The organism is Ectopseudomonas alcaliphila, from assembly GCF_900101755.1.
Taxonomy (GTDB): domain Bacteria; phylum Pseudomonadota; class Gammaproteobacteria; order Pseudomonadales; family Pseudomonadaceae; genus Aquipseudomonas; species Aquipseudomonas alcaliphila.
Genome location: NZ_FNAE01000002.1, coordinates 275285 through 292717, shown reverse-complemented (window position 1 = coordinate 292717; position 17433 = coordinate 275285). Strand labels below are relative to the sequence as shown.

At 59.9% G+C, this 17433-nt stretch carries 16 protein-coding genes; 9 read left to right on the top strand and 7 right to left on the bottom strand.

What is annotated here, in order from left to right; all coding sequences use genetic code 11:
- The first annotated feature begins 5 nt into the window (after positions 1 to 5).
- The 9 genes from gmhB (at position 6) to BLR77_RS09990 (ending at position 8488) form a co-directional block, all read left to right on the top strand.
- Positions 6 to 536 (top strand): D-glycero-beta-D-manno-heptose 1,7-bisphosphate 7-phosphatase, encoded by a 531-nt coding sequence (gene gmhB, locus BLR77_RS10030; protein ID WP_074677284.1) that lies wholly within the window; start codon positions 6 to 8, stop codon positions 534 to 536.
- Between the two features lie 13 nt (positions 537 to 549).
- Positions 550 to 1317: a lysophospholipid acyltransferase family protein gene (locus BLR77_RS10025; RefSeq protein WP_074677282.1), complete on the top strand. Its 768-nt coding sequence runs from the start codon at positions 550 to 552 to the stop codon at positions 1315 to 1317.
- 243 nt (positions 1318 to 1560) lie between these two features.
- Positions 1561 to 2166: a CDP-alcohol phosphatidyltransferase family protein gene (locus BLR77_RS10020; RefSeq protein ID WP_074677280.1), complete on the top strand. Its 606-nt coding sequence runs from the start codon at positions 1561 to 1563 to the stop codon at positions 2164 to 2166.
- Positions 2167 to 2192: 26 nt separating this feature from the next.
- Positions 2193 to 3944: a bifunctional alpha/beta hydrolase/class I SAM-dependent methyltransferase gene (locus BLR77_RS10015; RefSeq protein ID WP_074677278.1), complete on the top strand. Its 1752-nt coding sequence runs from the start codon at positions 2193 to 2195 to the stop codon at positions 3942 to 3944.
- Positions 3944 to 5281 (top strand): phosphatase PAP2/dual specificity phosphatase family protein, encoded by a 1338-nt coding sequence (locus tag BLR77_RS10010; protein WP_074677276.1) that lies wholly within the window; start codon positions 3944 to 3946, stop codon positions 5279 to 5281. Before BLR77_RS10015 ends, BLR77_RS10010 begins: the two co-directional genes overlap by 1 nt.
- Positions 5271 to 5705, top strand: coding sequence for a hypothetical protein (locus BLR77_RS10005; RefSeq protein ID WP_074677274.1), 435 nt, complete (start codon positions 5271 to 5273; stop codon positions 5703 to 5705). Before BLR77_RS10010 ends, BLR77_RS10005 begins: the two co-directional genes overlap by 11 nt.
- 9 nt (positions 5706 to 5714) lie before the next feature.
- Complete coding sequence (locus BLR77_RS10000; protein ID WP_074677272.1) at positions 5715 to 6335, top strand: lysophospholipid acyltransferase family protein; 621 nt, start codon at positions 5715 to 5717, stop codon at positions 6333 to 6335.
- A 1-nt stretch (position 6336) separates the two neighbouring features.
- The gene (locus BLR77_RS09995; protein ID WP_074677270.1) at positions 6337 to 7269 is read left to right on the top strand and encodes a phosphatidate cytidylyltransferase; all 933 of its coding nucleotides are present in this window, start codon (positions 6337 to 6339) and stop codon (positions 7267 to 7269) included.
- Between the two features lie 67 nt (positions 7270 to 7336).
- Positions 7337 to 8488: a GGDEF domain-containing protein gene (locus tag BLR77_RS09990; protein WP_074677268.1), complete on the top strand. Its 1152-nt coding sequence runs from the start codon at positions 7337 to 7339 to the stop codon at positions 8486 to 8488.
- Between the two features lie 348 nt (positions 8489 to 8836).
- Here BLR77_RS09990 and BLR77_RS09985 read toward each other — a convergent pair whose 3' ends face one another.
- The 7 genes from BLR77_RS09985 to BLR77_RS09960 form a co-directional block, all read right to left on the bottom strand.
- Positions 8837 to 9235, bottom strand: a complete 399-nt coding sequence (locus tag BLR77_RS09985; protein ID WP_139202936.1) for a hypothetical protein — start codon at positions 9233 to 9235, stop codon at positions 8837 to 8839.
- A gap of 35 nt (positions 9236 to 9270) precedes the next feature.
- Complete coding sequence (locus BLR77_RS09980; RefSeq protein ID WP_074677264.1) at positions 9271 to 9675, bottom strand: immunity 22 family protein; 405 nt, start codon at positions 9673 to 9675, stop codon at positions 9271 to 9273.
- A gap of 126 nt (positions 9676 to 9801) precedes the next feature.
- Positions 9802 to 10230, bottom strand: coding sequence for a hypothetical protein (locus tag BLR77_RS25040; RefSeq protein WP_139202934.1), 429 nt, complete (start codon positions 10228 to 10230; stop codon positions 9802 to 9804).
- Between the two features lie 250 nt (positions 10231 to 10480).
- A complete protein-coding gene (locus BLR77_RS09975; RefSeq protein ID WP_074677262.1) occupies positions 10481 to 10882 on the bottom strand; it encodes an immunity 22 family protein in 402 nt (133 codons plus the stop codon).
- A gap of 374 nt (positions 10883 to 11256) precedes the next feature.
- Positions 11257 to 12192: an ankyrin repeat domain-containing protein gene (locus BLR77_RS09970; RefSeq protein ID WP_162275011.1), complete on the bottom strand. Its 936-nt coding sequence runs from the start codon at positions 12190 to 12192 to the stop codon at positions 11257 to 11259.
- 74 nt (positions 12193 to 12266) lie between these two features.
- Positions 12267 to 12884 (bottom strand): Imm43 family immunity protein, encoded by a 618-nt coding sequence (locus tag BLR77_RS09965; protein ID WP_074677258.1) that lies wholly within the window; start codon positions 12882 to 12884, stop codon positions 12267 to 12269.
- Positions 12878 to 17347 carry an RHS repeat-associated core domain-containing protein gene (locus BLR77_RS09960; protein WP_074677256.1) on the bottom strand — a complete coding sequence of 1490 codons (4470 nt, stop codon included), beginning with the start codon at positions 17345 to 17347 and terminating at the stop codon, positions 12878 to 12880. The genes BLR77_RS09965 and BLR77_RS09960 overlap by 7 nt, the downstream gene beginning before the upstream one ends.
- Positions 17348 to 17433: the final 86 nt, after the last annotated feature.

The following is a 17433-nucleotide window of genomic DNA, read 5'->3' as shown; positions in this document are numbered from 1 at the left end:
GCTGCATGAAACTGCTGATCCTCGACCGCGACGGTGTCATCAACGAAGACTCCGACGCCTATATCAAGACGCTCGACGAGTGGATTCCGATCCCTTCGTCGATCACTGCAATCGCACGCCTGTCGCAAGCGGGCTGGACGGTGGCCGTGGCCACCAACCAGTCCGGCATCGCTCGTGGCTATTACGACATGGCAACCCTGGAGTCGATGCACGCGCGCCTGCGCCAGCTGGTGGCGGAGCAGGGCGGTGAGGTCGGCCTGATCGTTCACTGCCCGCACGGGCCGGATGACGGCTGCGACTGCCGCAAACCGAAACCGGGCATGCTCCAGCAGATCGCCGCGCACTACGCCACGGAACTGGCGGGAATCTGGTTCGTCGGCGACAGCAGCGGTGACCTGCAGGCCGCGCTGGCCGTCGATTGTCAGCCCGTGCTGGTGAAAACCGGCAAGGGCGAACGCACCCTGGCCAAGCCACTGCCGCCAGGAACTCTGGTATTCGATGATCTGGCGGCTGTCGCCGATCAACTGCTCTCATAAGGTGTGAAGTTTCATGGCGATAGTGCAGGCTTTCAGAGTCACGCTTTTCTACCTGCTGCTGTCGGCCAGCTCGTTCTTCTGGTGCCTGATCAGCCTGGTGGTCGCGCCCTTGCTGCCGTTCCGCTGGCGTTACCGCTTCGTCGTCCAGGCCTGGTGCAACTGCGCCGTGTGGCTGGCCAAGGTGATCGTCGGTATTCGCTATGAAGTGCGCGGCCTGGAGAACATCCCAGAGCGCCCCTGCGTGATCCTCGCCAACCACCAGAGCACCTGGGAAACCTTCTTCCTTTCCGGCTTCTTCGAGCCGCTGTCGCAGGTGGTCAAGCGTGAACTGCTGCGCGTGCCGTTCTTCGGCTGGGGCATGGCGCTGCTCAAGCCCATCGCCATCGACCGCAGCAACCCCAAGGCGGCGCTCAAGCAACTGGCCAAGCAGGGCGATGAGCGCCTCAAGCAGGGCGCCTGGGTGCTGGTGTTCCCCGAGGGCACGCGAATTCCGCCAGGCCAGATCGGCAAGTTCTCCCGTGGCGGCACCGCCCTGGCAGTGAATGCCGGCCTGCCGGTGCTGCCCATCACCCACAACGCCGGTGAATTCTGGCCCAAGGCCGGCTGGGGCAAGCGCCCGGGCACCATTCAAGTCATCATCGGCCAGCCGATGTACGCCGAGGGTGAAGGCCCGCGTGCCATCGCCGAGCTCAACGAACGTGCTTTTCAGTGGGTACGCCAGCAACAGACCGAACTGCGCGGTGAAGAGCCGCAGCTGAGCCGCCTGGGCGAAACCGCCTGATCTGTGGATAAGCTGTGCAGGAAATGCAATCAAAGCGCCATCATTGCCTGCATCAAACTGATTTTCCTGGCGAATCACCAGCGCTAGGAAAATCCCGCGGCGGGGTATAAGTTGTGGCTCAGATGTAGCGATTTGGCTTCCAGCGGGCACACGCCGTCGATAAAGCCGCGTCTACCTCGATGGGCTCACAGTCTCACCCGCGGCAATGGCCGAAGATTGGATCAGTAAAGGGAATTCACTGCCATGCCATCGATCTACCAGCTCAAACCCGCCTTCCAGAACCTGCTGCGCCCCGGCGTCGAACGTCTTTATGCACGCGGCGTCACCGCCAATCAGGTCACTCTGGCTGCAGCCCTCGTCTCCGTGCTGCTGGGCGCCCTGCTCGCGGCCTTCAGTCACATCACCTGGCTGTTCGCCCTGATTCCCCTGTGGATGCTGCTGCGCATGGCGCTGAACGCCGTCGACGGCATGCTCGCCCGCGAATTCGGCCAGCAATCGAAGCTCGGCGCCTACCTCAATGAACTCTGCGACGTGATCGCCGACAGCGCCCTGTATCTGCCCTTCGCCTTGCTGGCAGGCGTCTCGCCGCTGCTGGTGATTGTCGTGGTACTGCTGGCGGTGATCAGCGAATACGCCGGCGTGCTCGGGCCCATGGTCGGCGCCTCACGCCGCTATGACGGGCCGATGGGCAAGAGTGACCGCGCCTTCTGCTTCGGCGTGCTCGGCGCTGGCGTCGCCAGCGGCCTGCTCCCAGCGTTGTGGATCAACCTGCTGCTGGCCCTGATCCTCGCCCTGCTGCTCTATACCCTCTACAACCGCATTCGCCACGGGTTGGCCGAAGCGGTCTGACCCGTTCTACGGAATAAGGAGATTCCATGCGCCCCGTACAGCTTCACACCTTTACCACTCATGACGGCGTCGAGCTGAGCTATCGACATTGGTCGGCGACAGCGCCCGCCGATGGCCCACGCCAGGCTGTCGTATTGTTTCACCGTGGCCATGAACATGGTGGACGCATGGCCCACCTGGTGGACGAGCTGGAGCTGCCGCACTGCGACTTTTTCGCCTGGGATGCCCGTGGCCATGGGCTTTCGCCCGGCGCACGCGGCGACAGTCCGAGCTTCGCCACCAACGTGCGTGACGTGCAGACCTTCGTCGAGCATATCGGCGCACAACACGGCATCGCCGAACAGGACCTGGCGGTGGTGGCGCAGAGTGTCGGCGCGGTGATCATCTCCACCTGGGCCCACGACTACGCGCCCAAGGTGCGTTGCCTGGTACTCGCCTCGCCGGCCTTCAAGGTCAAGCTCTACGTGCCCTTCGCCCGCCCCGGTCTGAAGCTGCTGCACGCCTGGCGCGGCAACTTCTTCGTCAACAGCTACGTGAAGGCGCGCTATCTCAGCCATGATCCCGAGCGCATCGCCTCCTTCGAGAATGACTCGCTGATCGCCCGGCCCATCTCGGTCACCATGCTGCTCGGCCTATACGAGGCCGCCGACCGCATCGTCGCCGACGCCCAGGCGATCCAGGTGCCGACCCAGCTGCTGATCTCCGGCGCCGACTTCGTCGTCCACCGCAAGCCGCAGGAAGACTTCTTCGAGCGTCTCGGCAGCCTGCGCAAGGAAAAGCACCTGCTACCGGGCTTCTTCCACGACACCCTCGGTGAACGCGACCGCGCCCACGCCCTGAGCCGCGCACGGCGCTTCATCCTGCGCAACTTCGAGGAGCCGGTAACGCGCCCCTCGCTGCTCGATGCCGATCGTCTGGGCGCCACCTGCGCCGAAGCCGAAGAGCTGGCCGCGCCGCTGCCAAAACGCTCGTTGCGCGACCTCTACTGGCGCGCCACCCGCGCCGGCATGCGCCTGGGCAGCAGCCTGTCAGCCGGCGTGAAGCTGGGCTTCGACACCGGTTTCGACTCCGGCAGTACGCTCGATTACGTCTACCGCAACCAGCCCACCGGCAAGGGTGCGCTGGGCCGGTTGATCGACCAGAACTACCTCGACTCCATCGGCTGGCGCGGCATTCGTCAGCGCAAGCTGCACGCCGAGGAACTGCTGCGCCTGGCCATGGCCAGGTTGCGCGAGGCGGGCAGGGCAGTGCGCATCGTCGATATCGCCGCCGGCCACGGCCGCTACATCCTCGAATCGCTGGAGGGCCAGCAGCACCCCGATTCGATCCTGCTGCGCGACTACAGCGACATCAACGTGCGCGACGGCAATGCGCTGATCGAGCAGAAGGGCCTGGGCGACATCGCCCGCTTCGTCAAAGGCGATGCCTTCGACCGTGAGGATCTCGCCGCGCTCGAGCCGAAACCGACCCTGGCGGTGGTCTCCGGCCTGTACGAGCTGTTCGGCAGCAACCAGATGGTCGGCGACTCGCTGGCCGGGCTGGCGGCAGCGGTCGAGGAGGGCGGTTATCTGGTCTACACCGGCCAGCCCTGGCACCCGCAGCTGGAACTGATCGCCCGCGCCCTGACCAGCCACCGCGACGGCCAGGCCTGGGTCATGCGCCGGCGCAGCCAGGCAGAAATGGACCAGTTGGTGGAAGCAGCCGGTTTCCGCAAGGTGGCACAACGCATCGACCAGTGGGGCATCTTCAGCGTGTCCCTGGCACAACGGGTGAAGTGATGGAGTACGCCCGCGAACAAGGATTGTGGAAGCGCGGCGTACTCTGGCTGCTGTTGCTCGGCCCGCTGTTCTTCGCCAGCTACGGCTTCGCCAACTGGTTCACCGGGCAGCGCGAGGATGTCGGCAGCCTGGTCTTCGCCTGGGAGCCGCAGATACCGCTGTGGCCCTGGACCATCGTACCGTACTGGTCGATCGACCTTCTTTATGGCCTGTCCTTCCTGTTGCCGGCCTGCCGCCGCGAGATGGATCGCCATGCCCTGCGCCTGCTCGCCGCGCAGGTGATCTGCGTGGCCTGCTTTCTGCTCTGGCCGCTGCGCTTCACCTTCGAGCGGCCGCCGCTGGATGGTACCTTCGGTCTGATGTTCGACGTACTGATGGGCTTCGACAAACCCTTCAACCAGGCGCCGTCGCTGCATATCACCCTGCTGGTGATCATCTGGGCGATGTTCGCCAATCACACCCGCGGCCCGTTCTGGCGTGGCCTGCTGCACGGGTGGATGGCGTTGATCGGCATTTCCGTGCTGACCACCTGGCAGCACCACTTCATCGACCTGCCCACCGGGCTGCTGGCCGGGTTCCTCTGCCTGTGGCTGCTACCGCTACAGGGCGCTACGCCGCTGAAGCAGATACGCCTGGCCAACGATCCGCGCCGTTGGCGCCTGGCTATGCGCTACGGGCTTGGCGCAACGCTATGCGCCGTGCTCGCAGTCAAGCTGGGCGGTACCTGGCTGTGGCTGTTCTGGCCGGCGGCTTCACTGGCGCTGGTTGCGCTCAACTACCTGCTGTTCGGTGCTGGCGGTTTCCAGAAGCAGGCCACCGGACGCCTCAGCCCGGCCGCCACGGCGTTGCTCGCCCCCTATCTGCTCGGCGCCTGGATCAATTCGCGGCTGTGGACACACCGCCAGCCTGCGCCAAGCCAGGTGGTGGAAGGCATCGACCTCGGCCGTCTGCCCGCCACGGGCGATCTCGATGGCTATGCAGCCGTGGTCGATCTCTGCGCCGAACTGCCGCTGCGGCACACACCACAGCACTACTGCAGCCTGCCGTCACTGGATCTGGTGGCGCCGGATGCGCTCACTTGCCAACACGCCGCCGAGGCTATCGAACGGCTACGCCACAAGGGCCCAGTGCTGGTGTGCTGTGCGCTGGGCTACTCGCGCAGCGCCACCGCCGTGGCGGCCTGGCTGCTGCACAGTGGCCGCTGCCAGAGCGTGGAGTCAGCCGTGGCACTGATCCGTCAGGCGCGGCCGCAGATCGTGCTTGGCCCACAGCACCTGGCCGCGCTGCAGGGCATGCTCGATGCCGGAGCGAAACTGGAGGTCGCCCATGCAGGCTGACCTCATGCTGGTCGCGGCACTGCTGCGGCGTGGGCGCAGCCTCGATCATTGCTCCAGTGCACTGAGCCTGCTCGCCGTGGTCTTCGGCCTGGCGCCATGGCTTGGCGCCCCCGCGAGCCTGGCGTTGGCACTGCTCTGCGCAGCGTTGCTGATCGCCGGCCTGGCCGAGAAATACTGGGCGCTGCGCGTGGCGCTGGACGCCGAACTCTTTCAACACCTGGCCAAAGCCGGTGAACAGCTCGATAACCAGACTCGTGCTCTGGATCAGGCGCTACAGAATCTGGGCCTGCAGAATGCGCAGCAGGCTGGCCGCACGTGGGACCTCCGCTCTCAGGGCGCGCTCGGCCTGCTACGCAAACAGGCGCTGTGCCTGTTGCTACAGATCGTCATCGTTGTACTCGGGATCTTCATCGTTTTCGCTTAAGGAGTCGCCATGCTCGCTGCATTGACCGCTTTTGCCATCACCTCGGCAGCTCGACTGCTGACCGGCGCACGAGCCCTGTGGCTCGGCAGCACCGCGCAGGCGACCCAACGCCTGTACTACGCCAACCACAGCAGCCATGGCGATTTCGTCCTGCTCTGGGCATCCCTGCCGCCGGAGCTGCGCAAACGCACCCGACCGGTGGCCGGGGCCGACTACTGGCAGAAACCCGGGGTGCGCAGCTTCCTGATCAACAAGGTGTTCAACGGTGTGCTGGTAGACCGCGAGCGCAAGGAAGGCGCCAACCCGCTGCAGGCGATGCTCGACGCGCTGGACGGCGGTGACTCGCTGATCATCTTCCCCGAGGGCACACGCAATCTCGGCGACGAGCCGCTGCTGCCGTTCAAGAGCGGCCTTTATCACCTGGCTCAGGCGCGCCCGGACGTGGAGCTGGTACCGGTCTGGATCGCCAACCTCAACCGGGTGATGCCCAAAGGCAGGGCGCTGCCCTTGCCCCTGCTATGCACACTGAGCTTTGGCGCAGCGCTGGAGCCCATCGAGGGGGAAGGCAAGGACGCCTTCCTGGAACGCGCGCGTAACGCCCTGCTGGCACTGGCACCCGAGGAGGCCTGAGATGGATCGTAATACCCTGCTGTTATTCGCCGGTATCGGTGCCCTGCTCCTGCTGGCCAGTCTGGTCGGCTTCATCCTCAAGAAACGCAGCGGCGACCGCCCCAACCCGGTGGTCGACAACCTCAACGCGCGGATCAATGCCTGGTGGGTGATGGTGCTGGTAATCGGCATCGCCTTCCTGTTCGGCAACAACGGCGTTGTCGTGCTGTTCTACTTCGTGTCCTTCTACGCCCTGCGCGAGTTCATGACGCTGACGCCGACCCGGCGTAGCGACTACCCGGCGCTGGTGGCGGCCTTCTACTTCGCCCTGCCGATGCAATACCTGCTGATTGCCTTCGGCTGGTACGGCCTGTTCGCCATCTTCATCCCGGTCTACCTGTTCCTGCTGCTGCCGATCCTCGCTTCGCTGGGCGGCGACACCACCCGCTACCTCGAGCGTGCGGCCAAGGTGCAGTGGGGCCTGATGATCGCCGTTTACTGCATCTCTTCGGTACCGGCGCTGCTGACGCTGGACATCCCCGGCTACGAGGGCCGCAACCTGCTGCTGATCGCCTGGCTGATCATCGTCGTGCAGCTCTCCGACGTGCTGCAGTACGTATGCGGCAAGCTCTTCGGCAAACACAAGATCGCCCCCAATCTCTCGCCATCCAAGACCATCGAAGGATTTATCGGCGGTGTGGCACTGGCTACCCTGATCGGCGCCATGCTGTGCTGGATCACCCCCTTCGCCTTCTGGCAGGCAGCGCTGTTCGCCCTGCTGGTGTGCATGCTCGGCTTTGCCGGCGGCCTGGTGATGTCGGCAATCAAGCGCGACCGCGGAGTGAAGGACTGGGGCCACATGATCGAAGGCCACGGCGGCATGCTCGACCGCCTCGATTCAGTATGCTTCGCCGCGCCCGTGTTCTTCCATATGGTGCGCTACTGGTGGGCCTGAGCCGGCACAGGCACCGTGAGGGGAATTGCCCTAGAGTCAACGCAGATCAGAAAACAAGAAGGCTGACATGATCGCCCACACTCAGACACTGTTCGGAGCCGTCGCACTGGTCGCCGTGATCATGGGCAGCTGTCTGATCCTGGTCGGCCAGTTGCGTCATCGCGACGGCATGCTCACCACCGGTCTGGGCATGCTGTCCCACTCGCTGGCCTACATCGGCTTCACCCTGTTCGGGCAGGTGTCGATGTGGATCAGCTACGTGCTGGCCAACACGCTGCTGTCCACGGCTCTGGCCTTCTACACCGTCAGCCTGCCGCTGATCCACGGCCAGCGCCCGCCCTGGCGGCTGGCCTTCGCCTTTCCGCTGCTGTTGGGCGTGCTGCTCAGCCTGCTGATCGACACCCAGGAACCCCGCCAACTGGTCGCCTGCCTGCTGCTGTTCACCCAATGCCTGGTGATCCTGCACCTGAGCCGCATTCATGCCGTGCTCGGCGGGCGCGCCCACCGAATCCTGATGATCGGGGCAGGCATCAGCCTGTTCGGCCTGGGTATTCGCGTGGTGGTCATCCTCGCCGGCGCGCCGACGGAGATGCACTACGACGTCAGCAACCTGAAGCAGACGGTATCGGTCGCCCTCGGTGCCGCCACCATCATCATGTTTTCCTTCGGCCTGGTGCTGCTGTCGCGCGAGCGCATCGAATCGGAGCTGCGCCAGACCGCCCTGCGCGACACGCTTACCGGATTGCCCAATCGCCTGGCGATACTCGAACAACTCACCGACGAGCTGGAGCGTGCCCGCCGCCTACACATACCGCTGTCCATCGCCATGCTCGATCTGGATCACTTCAAGCAGATCAACGACAGCCACGGCCATCTGGTCGGCGATGCCGTGCTCAGGCACTGCGCGGACCATCTTCAACAGCGGCTGCGGCGTAACGACAACATCGGCCGTTATGGTGGTGAGGAATTTCTGCTGATCCTGCCCGGCACCGACGCCAGCGGCGCGCTGGAGCTGGTCGATCAGCTCCGCCAATCCCTTACCCGGCACCCGGCGCAGGTTGATGACAAGCACATCGCCTTGAGCTTTAGCGCCGGTGTTTATGGGCTGACACCCGCCCTGGACGATGACATCACCACCATGCTGCTCAAGGCCGACGCCGCGCTCTATCGCGCCAAGCATGCCGGGCGTAATACACAGGTCCTGGCCACGGCGGACTGACAGGAGGGGCTCGGATTTACTGGTGATATCTGGGAGGCCAACAGCTTTCTTCTGGCGGACCTGAGTCATGCCTGGCTACCAGCGTTCAGTGTCGCCTGACTTTTCTACAGGCAACAAAAAACCCGCCGAAGCGGGTTTTTTAAGACCTTCCGACATCCTGTCGTTTGCCATCCTGGCGCGGTCTGTCTTCCGTGACTCGGGACATCCAGTTCCCGGTAGGTGTGCGTAGATTAGCCAGCCTGCGCGGGCGACGGGAGAGGCCCGTTGCGCTTCGGCGTGTAAGCCTTTTGCCATAGCGGCAATCGCAAAAAACCATGATTTGAGCCTGACGCTAATCAGATGGCAGCTTTACTCGTCCACAAACACGCCACACAGATCGATCACGAAGCGCGCAGGTTGTGCTTCTCCTGCAGCTACGACGATAAGTACCGACTGATTGGCGTCTCGCCCATTAACGCGTTGCACGTACAGAGCGAGGTTCCCTTGCTTATACGCGGGCGAATCGCCTGGAATAACCATATGTTTTCTTGCGCCAGGAATCAGACCTACCAGCGCATCGGCCTGCCCCTCACCCAGTTCCCATAAATACTGGACCTGCCGGTTGTCGAAAAAAACTGATCCGAGTTCGGCCACATCCAACATTGAACTGAATACGTAGAAGTCATTTTCAGTGCCATCGAATAAGCGCTGTTTCTTTTTCGAAAGTCTTTTCATGTCCATTGAAAGAAGCGGCTTATTTACAGTCAAGGCTACTATGCCTTTCCCTTAAATAGACTCTCATATCAGTCCCCTTGAAACACACCTATGTACTTCAGGCCGTTATAGCTATCTTTGATAGGTTGCTTGAGGACCAACTCTGCGTCTTGGTACCAAAAAACTGCATTGGCCTTATTGATTCCAAGGGCTTCACAACGAGCTTTGACGAGCGGCAATTCATCTTCATCTACAGCGGCTTCGATCAGAATTTCATCTAGCGAAACCTCATGCTCGCAGCGAGGAATAATGCCGATGAAATCTTCGTCATACCAATCAACACCAATATCTTGGCAGAAGCCACAGAGCTTGTAGTTTGGATCATCAAAATCACCTTCGGTAGAGTGATCGATTTCGAAATAGCTCATGTATTCGTCCTCTTGCGAGAAATTGCTACCTACCCATACATGAAAATTTTTATTTTCGCTTGACACTTATATATGCACCCTAAAAAGGGATAGATTTATTTACTGGCCAGCACCACCGGTGGCCGAAAATAGATCTGTTCCCTTTTCCAATTGATCTTGATCTCGGCCATCGGCGATTCGCGCGGGTCTGCTTTATGGGATTTTTTTATGTGCTGTGTATTGCTGAGAAATTACTTCAACATAACTATCACTCCCGCAGACCAAGTAGTGCCTTAGATTAAAAATATTGTGAGGATCGTAAATTTTCGACTTCAGCTTTAGCTTTTCCGAGTTCTCTATTGTGTATATACCTGGAGCCTGATTTTTTTTTGCCCCTCGCGCACTGCACTCGCCGAGTACAATATCCTTGTGATGCAGTTCAAAAAAATTCATTGTTACGCAAGTTAACTCTGCGGTAAGCGGGAAATGTATTTTGACTTTAGTATAGGAGTCTATTTGCACTGCATCTGGTATACGCGCATCGACTTCAATGGTAGATCCTTCTACGTCGGAGTAGACCACATGTACGCCAACCGTAGATATTTCAAAGTCAACATTTTCCGGGGTCAAATATATTTTCATTAACGGCATCCTGTGACTCTTTTGATTAACCCTGTCCCATTTTTGTTGGCAGTTATATTGATCGACCGTGACGGCGGGCGATTCTTAATATCTTTCACCAAGTGACTAGGTACTTTTTCATATGGAACCTTAATCGCATAGCTAGGGCTTTTCCCTGGTCCAAAAAACAAAAAGGGGACAGATTTATTTATTGGCTAAAAACACTGGTAGCCGAAAATAAATCTGTCCCCTTTTGGATCCTTCCGCCTGCCTAACTCTCCTTAAAAACACCTATATATTTTAGACCGTTATAACTATCCTTGGTCGACTTCTCAAGCACAAGATCAGCATCTTGATACCAAAAAATCGCATTGGCTTTTTTTATACCCAAAGAATCACAGCGAGCCTTAGCTACCGGTAGCTCATCATCTATAGCAGCTTCCGCCAAAATATCATCTAAAGAGACCTCCTGCTCTCGACGAGGAATGATGCCTATAAAATCTTCGTCATACCAAACGATACCGATATCCTTGCAAAAACCACAGAGCTTATAACCTGGGTCAGCAAAGTCCCCTTCAACAGAGTAATCAAGCTCAAAATAGCTCATATACTCTTCTTCTTTTGAGAAATTGCTTCCCACCCAGATATGAATAGCTTTCGCGTCATCGAACATTTAGGAGCACCTGCTTAATTTCATATGTTTCCTATGATGTTTTGCAATGATCATCTTAGCTTCTCTTTTGCTAGTCACCTGCTATAGATCTGCAATTAACTTGTTATGGAAGAGAAACAATAGGAGACAGACCACGATTTACGGATAAATTAATCGTGGTCTGTCCCCTATTCCCCTGATAGCGTAGGCGGGCGTGTTCGCCCTAGCCGTCGACGCGCGCCAGCGGGTCGTAGCTGCCCTCGTCGTAGAGGTAGAGGCTGTGCCGGCCGTTGCGGGTTTCGCTGAGCAGGCGCAGACCAGTAACTGGGATTGCTCAGGGACAAACCGAAGTTTATGGGGCTCCATTGATCCTGTACTGCGCCGTTCCTCTATCGTTACCTGTAAAATGGAATCGCCATTTTTTTCCAACGTGCAGAGCGCAGCTTATCTGCCATATCCAAGCCTCCTTTATGGGTAGGCTTGAAACCTTTGTTTGTTACAGGAGCAAGAGTTAATAGGATGACATCAGTATCATCATGGTCATCTTTGTTACGCCCCCAGCTCTGGTCGACAGCGACCAAATAGCGAACTGTAGCTGGCCAACCCAAATCCTTTAGATCATCTTCAGATGGATTGATTATATCTCCGTGATTTATTCCAACGCCCTGCTGGACCCGGCTAGCAAGTGCTTGTAGAAGGTCTAGCGGAAACGAAAGAAGGCTGCGTGGATTTCTATATTCTTGTAAGACAGCCCACTCTGGCGGAAGGATCAGCCCTATATCAATAGGCGTGCCATATGTGTAAAGCCCGGCAGAGAACAGAAACAGAGGATTGTCCCAGTCATTTTTTTCAAGGCGTGTCTGGCCAAGCCAGAAGGAGAATTGTTCACCGTTAACGTCACGTTTGAAATCGACAGGGTAAATACCTGCATACTCGCGACTGACGAACGCGATCATCTCTGCGCCTCTTAAAGAAGAGGTATCGAACTCCATTGATACGCTAGGGGCATTGACACCCTTGAGCAGTTCTAAGGTTTTTGAGTCATTGACTCGCCATTGAGCAAAATCAAGAGGATAGACTCTTTGCACATACCCTAGCCGGCAAGGATCGGCACCTGCCTCTAACAGAAGCCTAACTATTCCGCCATGACCTTCACGGGTGGCATACATAAGAGGAGTAAATGAAGTTTCATCGAGCCCGTCAGGATATGCACCCTCAGCAAGTAGTTTCTGAGTTGCAACTAGATCGTTTTTCAGCACAGCGTAGTTAAGCGGCACCCTAGCTGTATCATCATCTGGGCCAACTTCATTTGGACTTGCATAAGCTTTCAATGTCATATCCTCTTATAGTTTATAAATGTCCCCTTTTCTGCTTTTTCGGTCGCTTGCCGACCTATTTTTTGTCACTAGTAGTCAAGTACGGACTCAATTTGCTCGGTCGGCACTACTTCGAAGCCTTTGCTGTTGAGTTTTAACAAGTCAGAGATTGCTCTGGCTGATAATATTGGGTGCCCTGACAGAATGCCTTCTGAGGAAAGAAAGAAATCTAGGTCTATTGCTTTGTTTATTATTAAGCTTGTGTATTCAGGCCCCCATTTACCTTTTCGATATTTTGATTTCTCCATGTCTGCTACATCTTTCAGTAGGTATTCTGACTTCTGGCGTAGGTAGAAATAATTGCTTGCGACTATTTCTCCCTTGGGATTTACAACCTCAAGCTCAGAAATTTCCCAGTCGCGGACACGCCAGCGCTCGAAGATTTCAATGAAGCGAGAACTAACAACAAAACCCATAAAACCACGAGCGATGTCAAATTTGAGGTTTTTGTTCTTCGTAATCCATACTAATTTTGGGGGCAGGTCATCTGTGGTTTCACCATAGTCTGTGTCGTACCAGTCGTAAACCATGCCTTTGTCATAAATCTTTGGCACGAAACTCTCGTGGATGACGCCGTCGAGAAAAATCGGATAACCATTTTCTTCTTTGAATTGTAGTGTATAAAATTTCGAATTTTGCTCTAACAAAGCCGACCTCCTTTCTGGGTGGATATTTTTCCTGACCTTATGTTGCGCCGAAGAGATTTCATTTGGCCTTCGACCCGCTGCTTTGCTGCCGCCTTATCAATTACTCCTGCTTTATAGTCTCGGTGAATTCGCTCAATTTTCCTATCTACCAAGGCATTATAATTTGCATGGGAGCCACGATGATAAACAGTCGCTTTAGACGTTTTTGCTTGCGCACCGCTATCTGGCATTAATAGGCCATTTGGTGCTGTATCACGCGAGCTTCCGAGACCTATCCTAGTTAAAAAGCTTTCATGCTTTTTCCAAACAGCAACCGGAATTAAATGATGAGCCTGCATGTTGTCGCCGACAACACCGCCTAATGCACGGTCAAGTGTCGAGCTGGGACTCCACCCCCACGGATCCACCCACCCATACGGCTCCGGCGCATACTGGAACAGGTTGATCCCACCCGCCAACCCAATCGGGTCCGGGCTGATAAAGCGTCCGATATCCGGATCGTAGAACCTGAAGGTGTTGTAGTGCAGCCCGGTTTCGCGGTCCAGGTACTGGCCCTGGAAGCGCAGGTTCTGCTCTTCGACGAAGAAGCTTTCCTGCTGTTCGGCCAGGGTGTTGCCCCACACCTGATAACGGGCCTGCCAGATGCAGCGGCCGTCGTCTTCGGTTAGTTGCTGCGGTAACCCGTTCGGATCGGTGTGGTAGTAGCGCAGGCGGGCGTGTTCGCCCTGGCCGTCGACGCGCGCCAGCGGGTCGTAGCTGCCCTCGTCGTAGAGGTAGAGGCTGTGCCGGCCGTTGCGGGTCTCGCTGAGCAGGCGCAGGCCATCCCAGGTGAAGTCGGTTTGGCCGAGCAAGGCGCCGCGGGCATCGTAGTGGCTTTTGCCGATACGCCGGCCGAGCGGATCGTAGTGCATCACCACGCGGCTGCCGTCGTTGTTGGTGACTTCCCGCACGCGGTGTTCGGCGTCGTAGCTCAGGCGCTGCACCTGGTGACGGCCGCTGCGCTTTTCCACCAGGCGGCCGAAGGCGTCGTAGCGGTAGCGCTTGTCCTGGTAGGTGAGCAGTTTGTTGTGGCGCACCCAGCCGCTGCTGGCGGCATCGCCGCCGACCGGCTGCAGCAGGTTGGCAGCGGCGTCGTAGCTGTAGGTTTCCAGGTTGCCGCGAATCAGGTCCTGGCTGGCGATGATGCGCCCGCTGGCATCGTAGTGCAGTTGTTGCTTCTGTTCGCGCTGGCTGGCCGGGTCGCGGTCGAGGCGGCCGATCAGGTTGTCGCTGGGGTCGTAGGCGTAGCGCCGCTCGGCCTCGGCCGGCAGCTGCACGGGTTGCTCCAGGCGGCGACGCAGGCGTGCGGTGAGGCGGCCTGTGCGGTCGTACTGGCTGCGGGTGGCCAGTTGCCCCTGAGTACGCAGCACCTCACGGTGCAGGCGGTCGCGCTCGAAGCGGCTGACCAGTTGATCATCCAGGCTGAGCAGTTGCAGATGGCCGCTGCCGTAGTACAGACGGCGGATACGGCGCTGGTCAGGCAGTTGCGTTTCCAGCAGATTGCCGAGCTCGTCGTAGGCATGCTGCAGGGCGCCAGCAGCGCTCTGCTCGCTGAGCAGCTGGCCGAGGGCGTCGTAGGCGAAGGCCAGCGACTGCACCTGGCCGTCGACGGCGGTGAGGTCGATGCTGAGCAGGCGGTCGAGTGGGTCGTAGGCGTATTCGGTGCGACCGTCATCGGTGTGCTTGGCGATCATCCGGCCAACGGCATCGCGCTCGAAGCGGTGGATGATCGGCGCTGGTGGCGTCTCCGGGACACTGCCCAGGCCGGTGCCATGCGGCGCCGGGGTGTAGGCCAGGCCGATGAGATTACCCTGCGGGTCATAGCGGTAATGCCGGGCACTGTCATCAAGGTCGTGCTGGGCGGTGAGACGATCAAGAACATCCCAGGTGAAGCGGTAGCGCTCGTCGTTCTCGTTGCTCAGGGCGAGCAGGCGGCCATAGGCGTCGTATTCGAAGCCGACGCTGCGCCCCAGGGCATCGATGCGCTGGCGCACCTGGCCACGACGGTCGTAACGGTAGCGTACAGGCTTGCCGGCAGGATCGAGGTAGGCGCTGAGCTGGCCGATGGCGTCGCGTTGATACTTTTCGCTGCGGCCATCGGCCAGCTGCGTCTGCAGCAGGCGACCCTGGCTATCGTAGTGGTAGCGGGTGATCTCGCCGAGGGCATCGGTGATCTGCACCAAGTTGCCGCGCTCGTCGTAGGCGAAGCGCGTCGGGTAGCCGGAGCAGTCGACCTGCTCGGTAAGCTGGCCGAGGGCGTTCCAGCGTAGGGTCTTGCGCTTGCCGCTGGCGTCGATGATCTCCACCGGCAGGCCACTGGTGTCATAGCGGTAGCGGGTGATATGGCCCAGCGGGTCGATCTCGGCGATGCAGTTGCCGCGCTTGTCGTAGCGGTACTGCCAGGCATTGCCGGCGGCGTCCGTCTCCGCTTCGGGCAGCGACCAGTGGCCGAGCCATTGAGTGAAGTCACGGCGCCCCAGCGGGTCGAGGGTTTCGCAGAGGTTGCCGGACTCGTCATAGGCGAATTGCCAACGCGCGCCGTCCGGTGCGACGGCGGCGAGCAGCTGGCGTTCGTCGTTCCATTCGAACAGCCAGAGCTGGCCGAGGGCATCTCGATAGCGGGTGATCTGGTACTGGCTGTTCCAGTGGCGTTCGCTGACCCGACCAAGGCCGTCGGTGACCCGGGTGATCCCCGCATCCAGATCGTAATGCAGCTGGTACTCGTCGCCGTCGTCGGTCCAGTGCCGTGTCACCCGCGATTCTCGGCCATCGGCACCCTGAAACTCACCCCACTCATAGAAGCAGCGCAGGCCTGTGGGACGCTGGTGTTCGATCAGACGGCGGCCGCCGTCATAGACGAAGCGGCGCAGCAGCTGGCCCTTGTCGTCGCGGACTTCGCTGAGATCGCCCTGGGCGTCATAGGCGTAGGCGACCAGTACCTCGCGCCGCTCATCGGCGAACAGGCGCTCGACCCGGCCCAGGCGCTGCGGGTGCAGGACATCGGCAATCAGTTCGATGCACAGCTGGTTGTGGCCATCGCGCACGGCACGCAGCCGGCCAGTGGCGTCGTATTCGAGCAGCAGGCGGTTGTCGTTGCGGTCGCCGAGCTTGCTCAGGCGCAGACGGTCAGGTGACTCGGGCAACGGCTCGAACAGGCGATAGAGGCCATCGACGCTTTCCACCAGCAGCGCGCCGCTTTCATCGCGGCGGAAGTTCAGGCCTTCACCCGGGCTGTAGCAGGCATCGCCCGGTGGAAGGCTGCCGACCTCGATGGGGCGGCCCTGCTCGTCGATATAGGTCAGCGCCTCGCCACCCTCCGGGTGGGCGCGTACCTGCACGGCGATCTCGAAAGGCAGGCTCCAGCCGGCACCCAGCAGACCGTCACGGCGCTCGTCGCAGCTGCTGTAGAAGCGCTGCCACTCGATGGGCATCAGCCCCGGCAGGACGAAGTCGAGATCATCATCTTCGCCGAGCACCTTGGCTCCGGTGCTGGCGTGCACCGGGTTGGGCGCACCGCTGCTGGCCGAACCGAGGGCGTTGGCGATGGAATTGGTGGCATAGGCAGTGGCGCCACCCATGGCCATGTTGCCGGCGAAACCGGCGGCCAGGCAGGGCAGCTTGCTGCACAGCTTGCGCGGGTTGCCGCGCAGTGCCATGAGCACGGCGAGGGCCAGGCCGATACCGGGCGTCTTGCCACTGCGGATCGGCTGCACCACCACGGCGTCGCCGCCGATGCGCACGTTCGGCGAGATGTTGCCGCTTTCCACCACCGTGGCCTCGCAGGTGCTGCGATCACCACTGCGCACCGCCGGCTGGCCTTCGATGCTGACCTTGATCGAGCCTTCGGCGAGCAGTTGCACGGGCATCGGCGGGTGCTTCTTGCACTCGATGGCATCCAGCGGGCAGGGAATGACGCCCGGTGCGGGCTGAGCAACCGTCGGGCGCCACATCTCGCTGAAGAAGCTCTTGGCCATGTCGAGGAAGCCGGGCTCAGGCTCCTCGGCGGGCGGTGCCTGCTCCAGCTCGGTACCGGACGGCGCTGCGGCGCTGCCCAACTTGCCAGCGGCGCGCGCCGAAGGCAGGCCGTTGGTTTTGGTCTTGTTGGCGCCGGTGAGGATCTTGGCCTGGACATTGGGCGGGGAGATGGCGTTGCCCAGGCCTTCGCAGAGGGTCGTGAGCCCCTTGTCCCAGCCGGTTTTGTTCATGCCGACCCCCACGGCGATACCCACTACTGCGGCGAGGGCAAAGCCACCGAGGCCGCCAGTGAGGACGGTCAAACCGGTGGCGGCGACCACCGCGGCACAGGCCACGGCGGTGATGGCGGCATAGGCGGCCACTTCCAGCACGCCGCCGACGATGTCGGCAAGCAGTGTGGTGTGCAGCAGATCGTCGCCGAGCCGGGCGGCCCAGAGCGCATCAGACATCGCAGGTCATCCGTTGAGGCTGAGGCTGTGCTTGATCTGTTTCGCCAGCTTGGCGAGCGGGGCCTCGAGATCGCTGCTCGATTCTT

Bases quoted from the DNA above. Each gene is read 5' to 3' on its own strand.
- BLR77_RS10015 (WP_074677278.1), top strand. From the start codon at position 2,193: ATGCGCCCCGTACAGCTTCACACCTTTACCACTCATGACGGCGTCGAG.
- BLR77_RS10020 (WP_074677280.1), top strand. From the start codon at position 1,561: ATGCCATCGATCTACCAGCTCAAACCCGCCTTCCAGAACCTGCTGCGC.
- BLR77_RS10000 (WP_074677272.1), top strand. From the start codon at position 5,715: ATGCTCGCTGCATTGACCGCTTTTGCCATCACCTCGGCAGCTCGACTG.
- gmhB (WP_074677284.1), top strand. From the start codon at position 6: ATGAAACTGCTGATCCTCGACCGCGACGGTGTCATCAACGAAGACTCC.
- BLR77_RS10010 (WP_074677276.1), top strand. From the start codon at position 3,944: ATGGAGTACGCCCGCGAACAAGGATTGTGGAAGCGCGGCGTACTCTGG.
- BLR77_RS25040 (WP_139202934.1), bottom strand. From the start codon at position 10,230: ATGAAAATATATTTGACCCCGGAAAATGTTGACTTTGAAATATCTACG.
- BLR77_RS09995 (WP_074677270.1), top strand. From the start codon at position 6,337: ATGGATCGTAATACCCTGCTGTTATTCGCCGGTATCGGTGCCCTGCTC.
- BLR77_RS09960 (WP_074677256.1), bottom strand. From the start codon at position 17,347: ATGTCTGATGCGCTCTGGGCCGCCCGGCTCGGCGACGATCTGCTGCAC.
- BLR77_RS10025 (WP_074677282.1), top strand. From the start codon at position 550: ATGGCGATAGTGCAGGCTTTCAGAGTCACGCTTTTCTACCTGCTGCTG.
- BLR77_RS09990 (WP_074677268.1), top strand. From the start codon at position 7,337: ATGATCGCCCACACTCAGACACTGTTCGGAGCCGTCGCACTGGTCGCC.
- BLR77_RS09975 (WP_074677262.1), bottom strand. From the start codon at position 10,882: ATGTTCGATGACGCGAAAGCTATTCATATCTGGGTGGGAAGCAATTTC.
- BLR77_RS10005 (WP_074677274.1), top strand. From the start codon at position 5,271: ATGCAGGCTGACCTCATGCTGGTCGCGGCACTGCTGCGGCGTGGGCGC.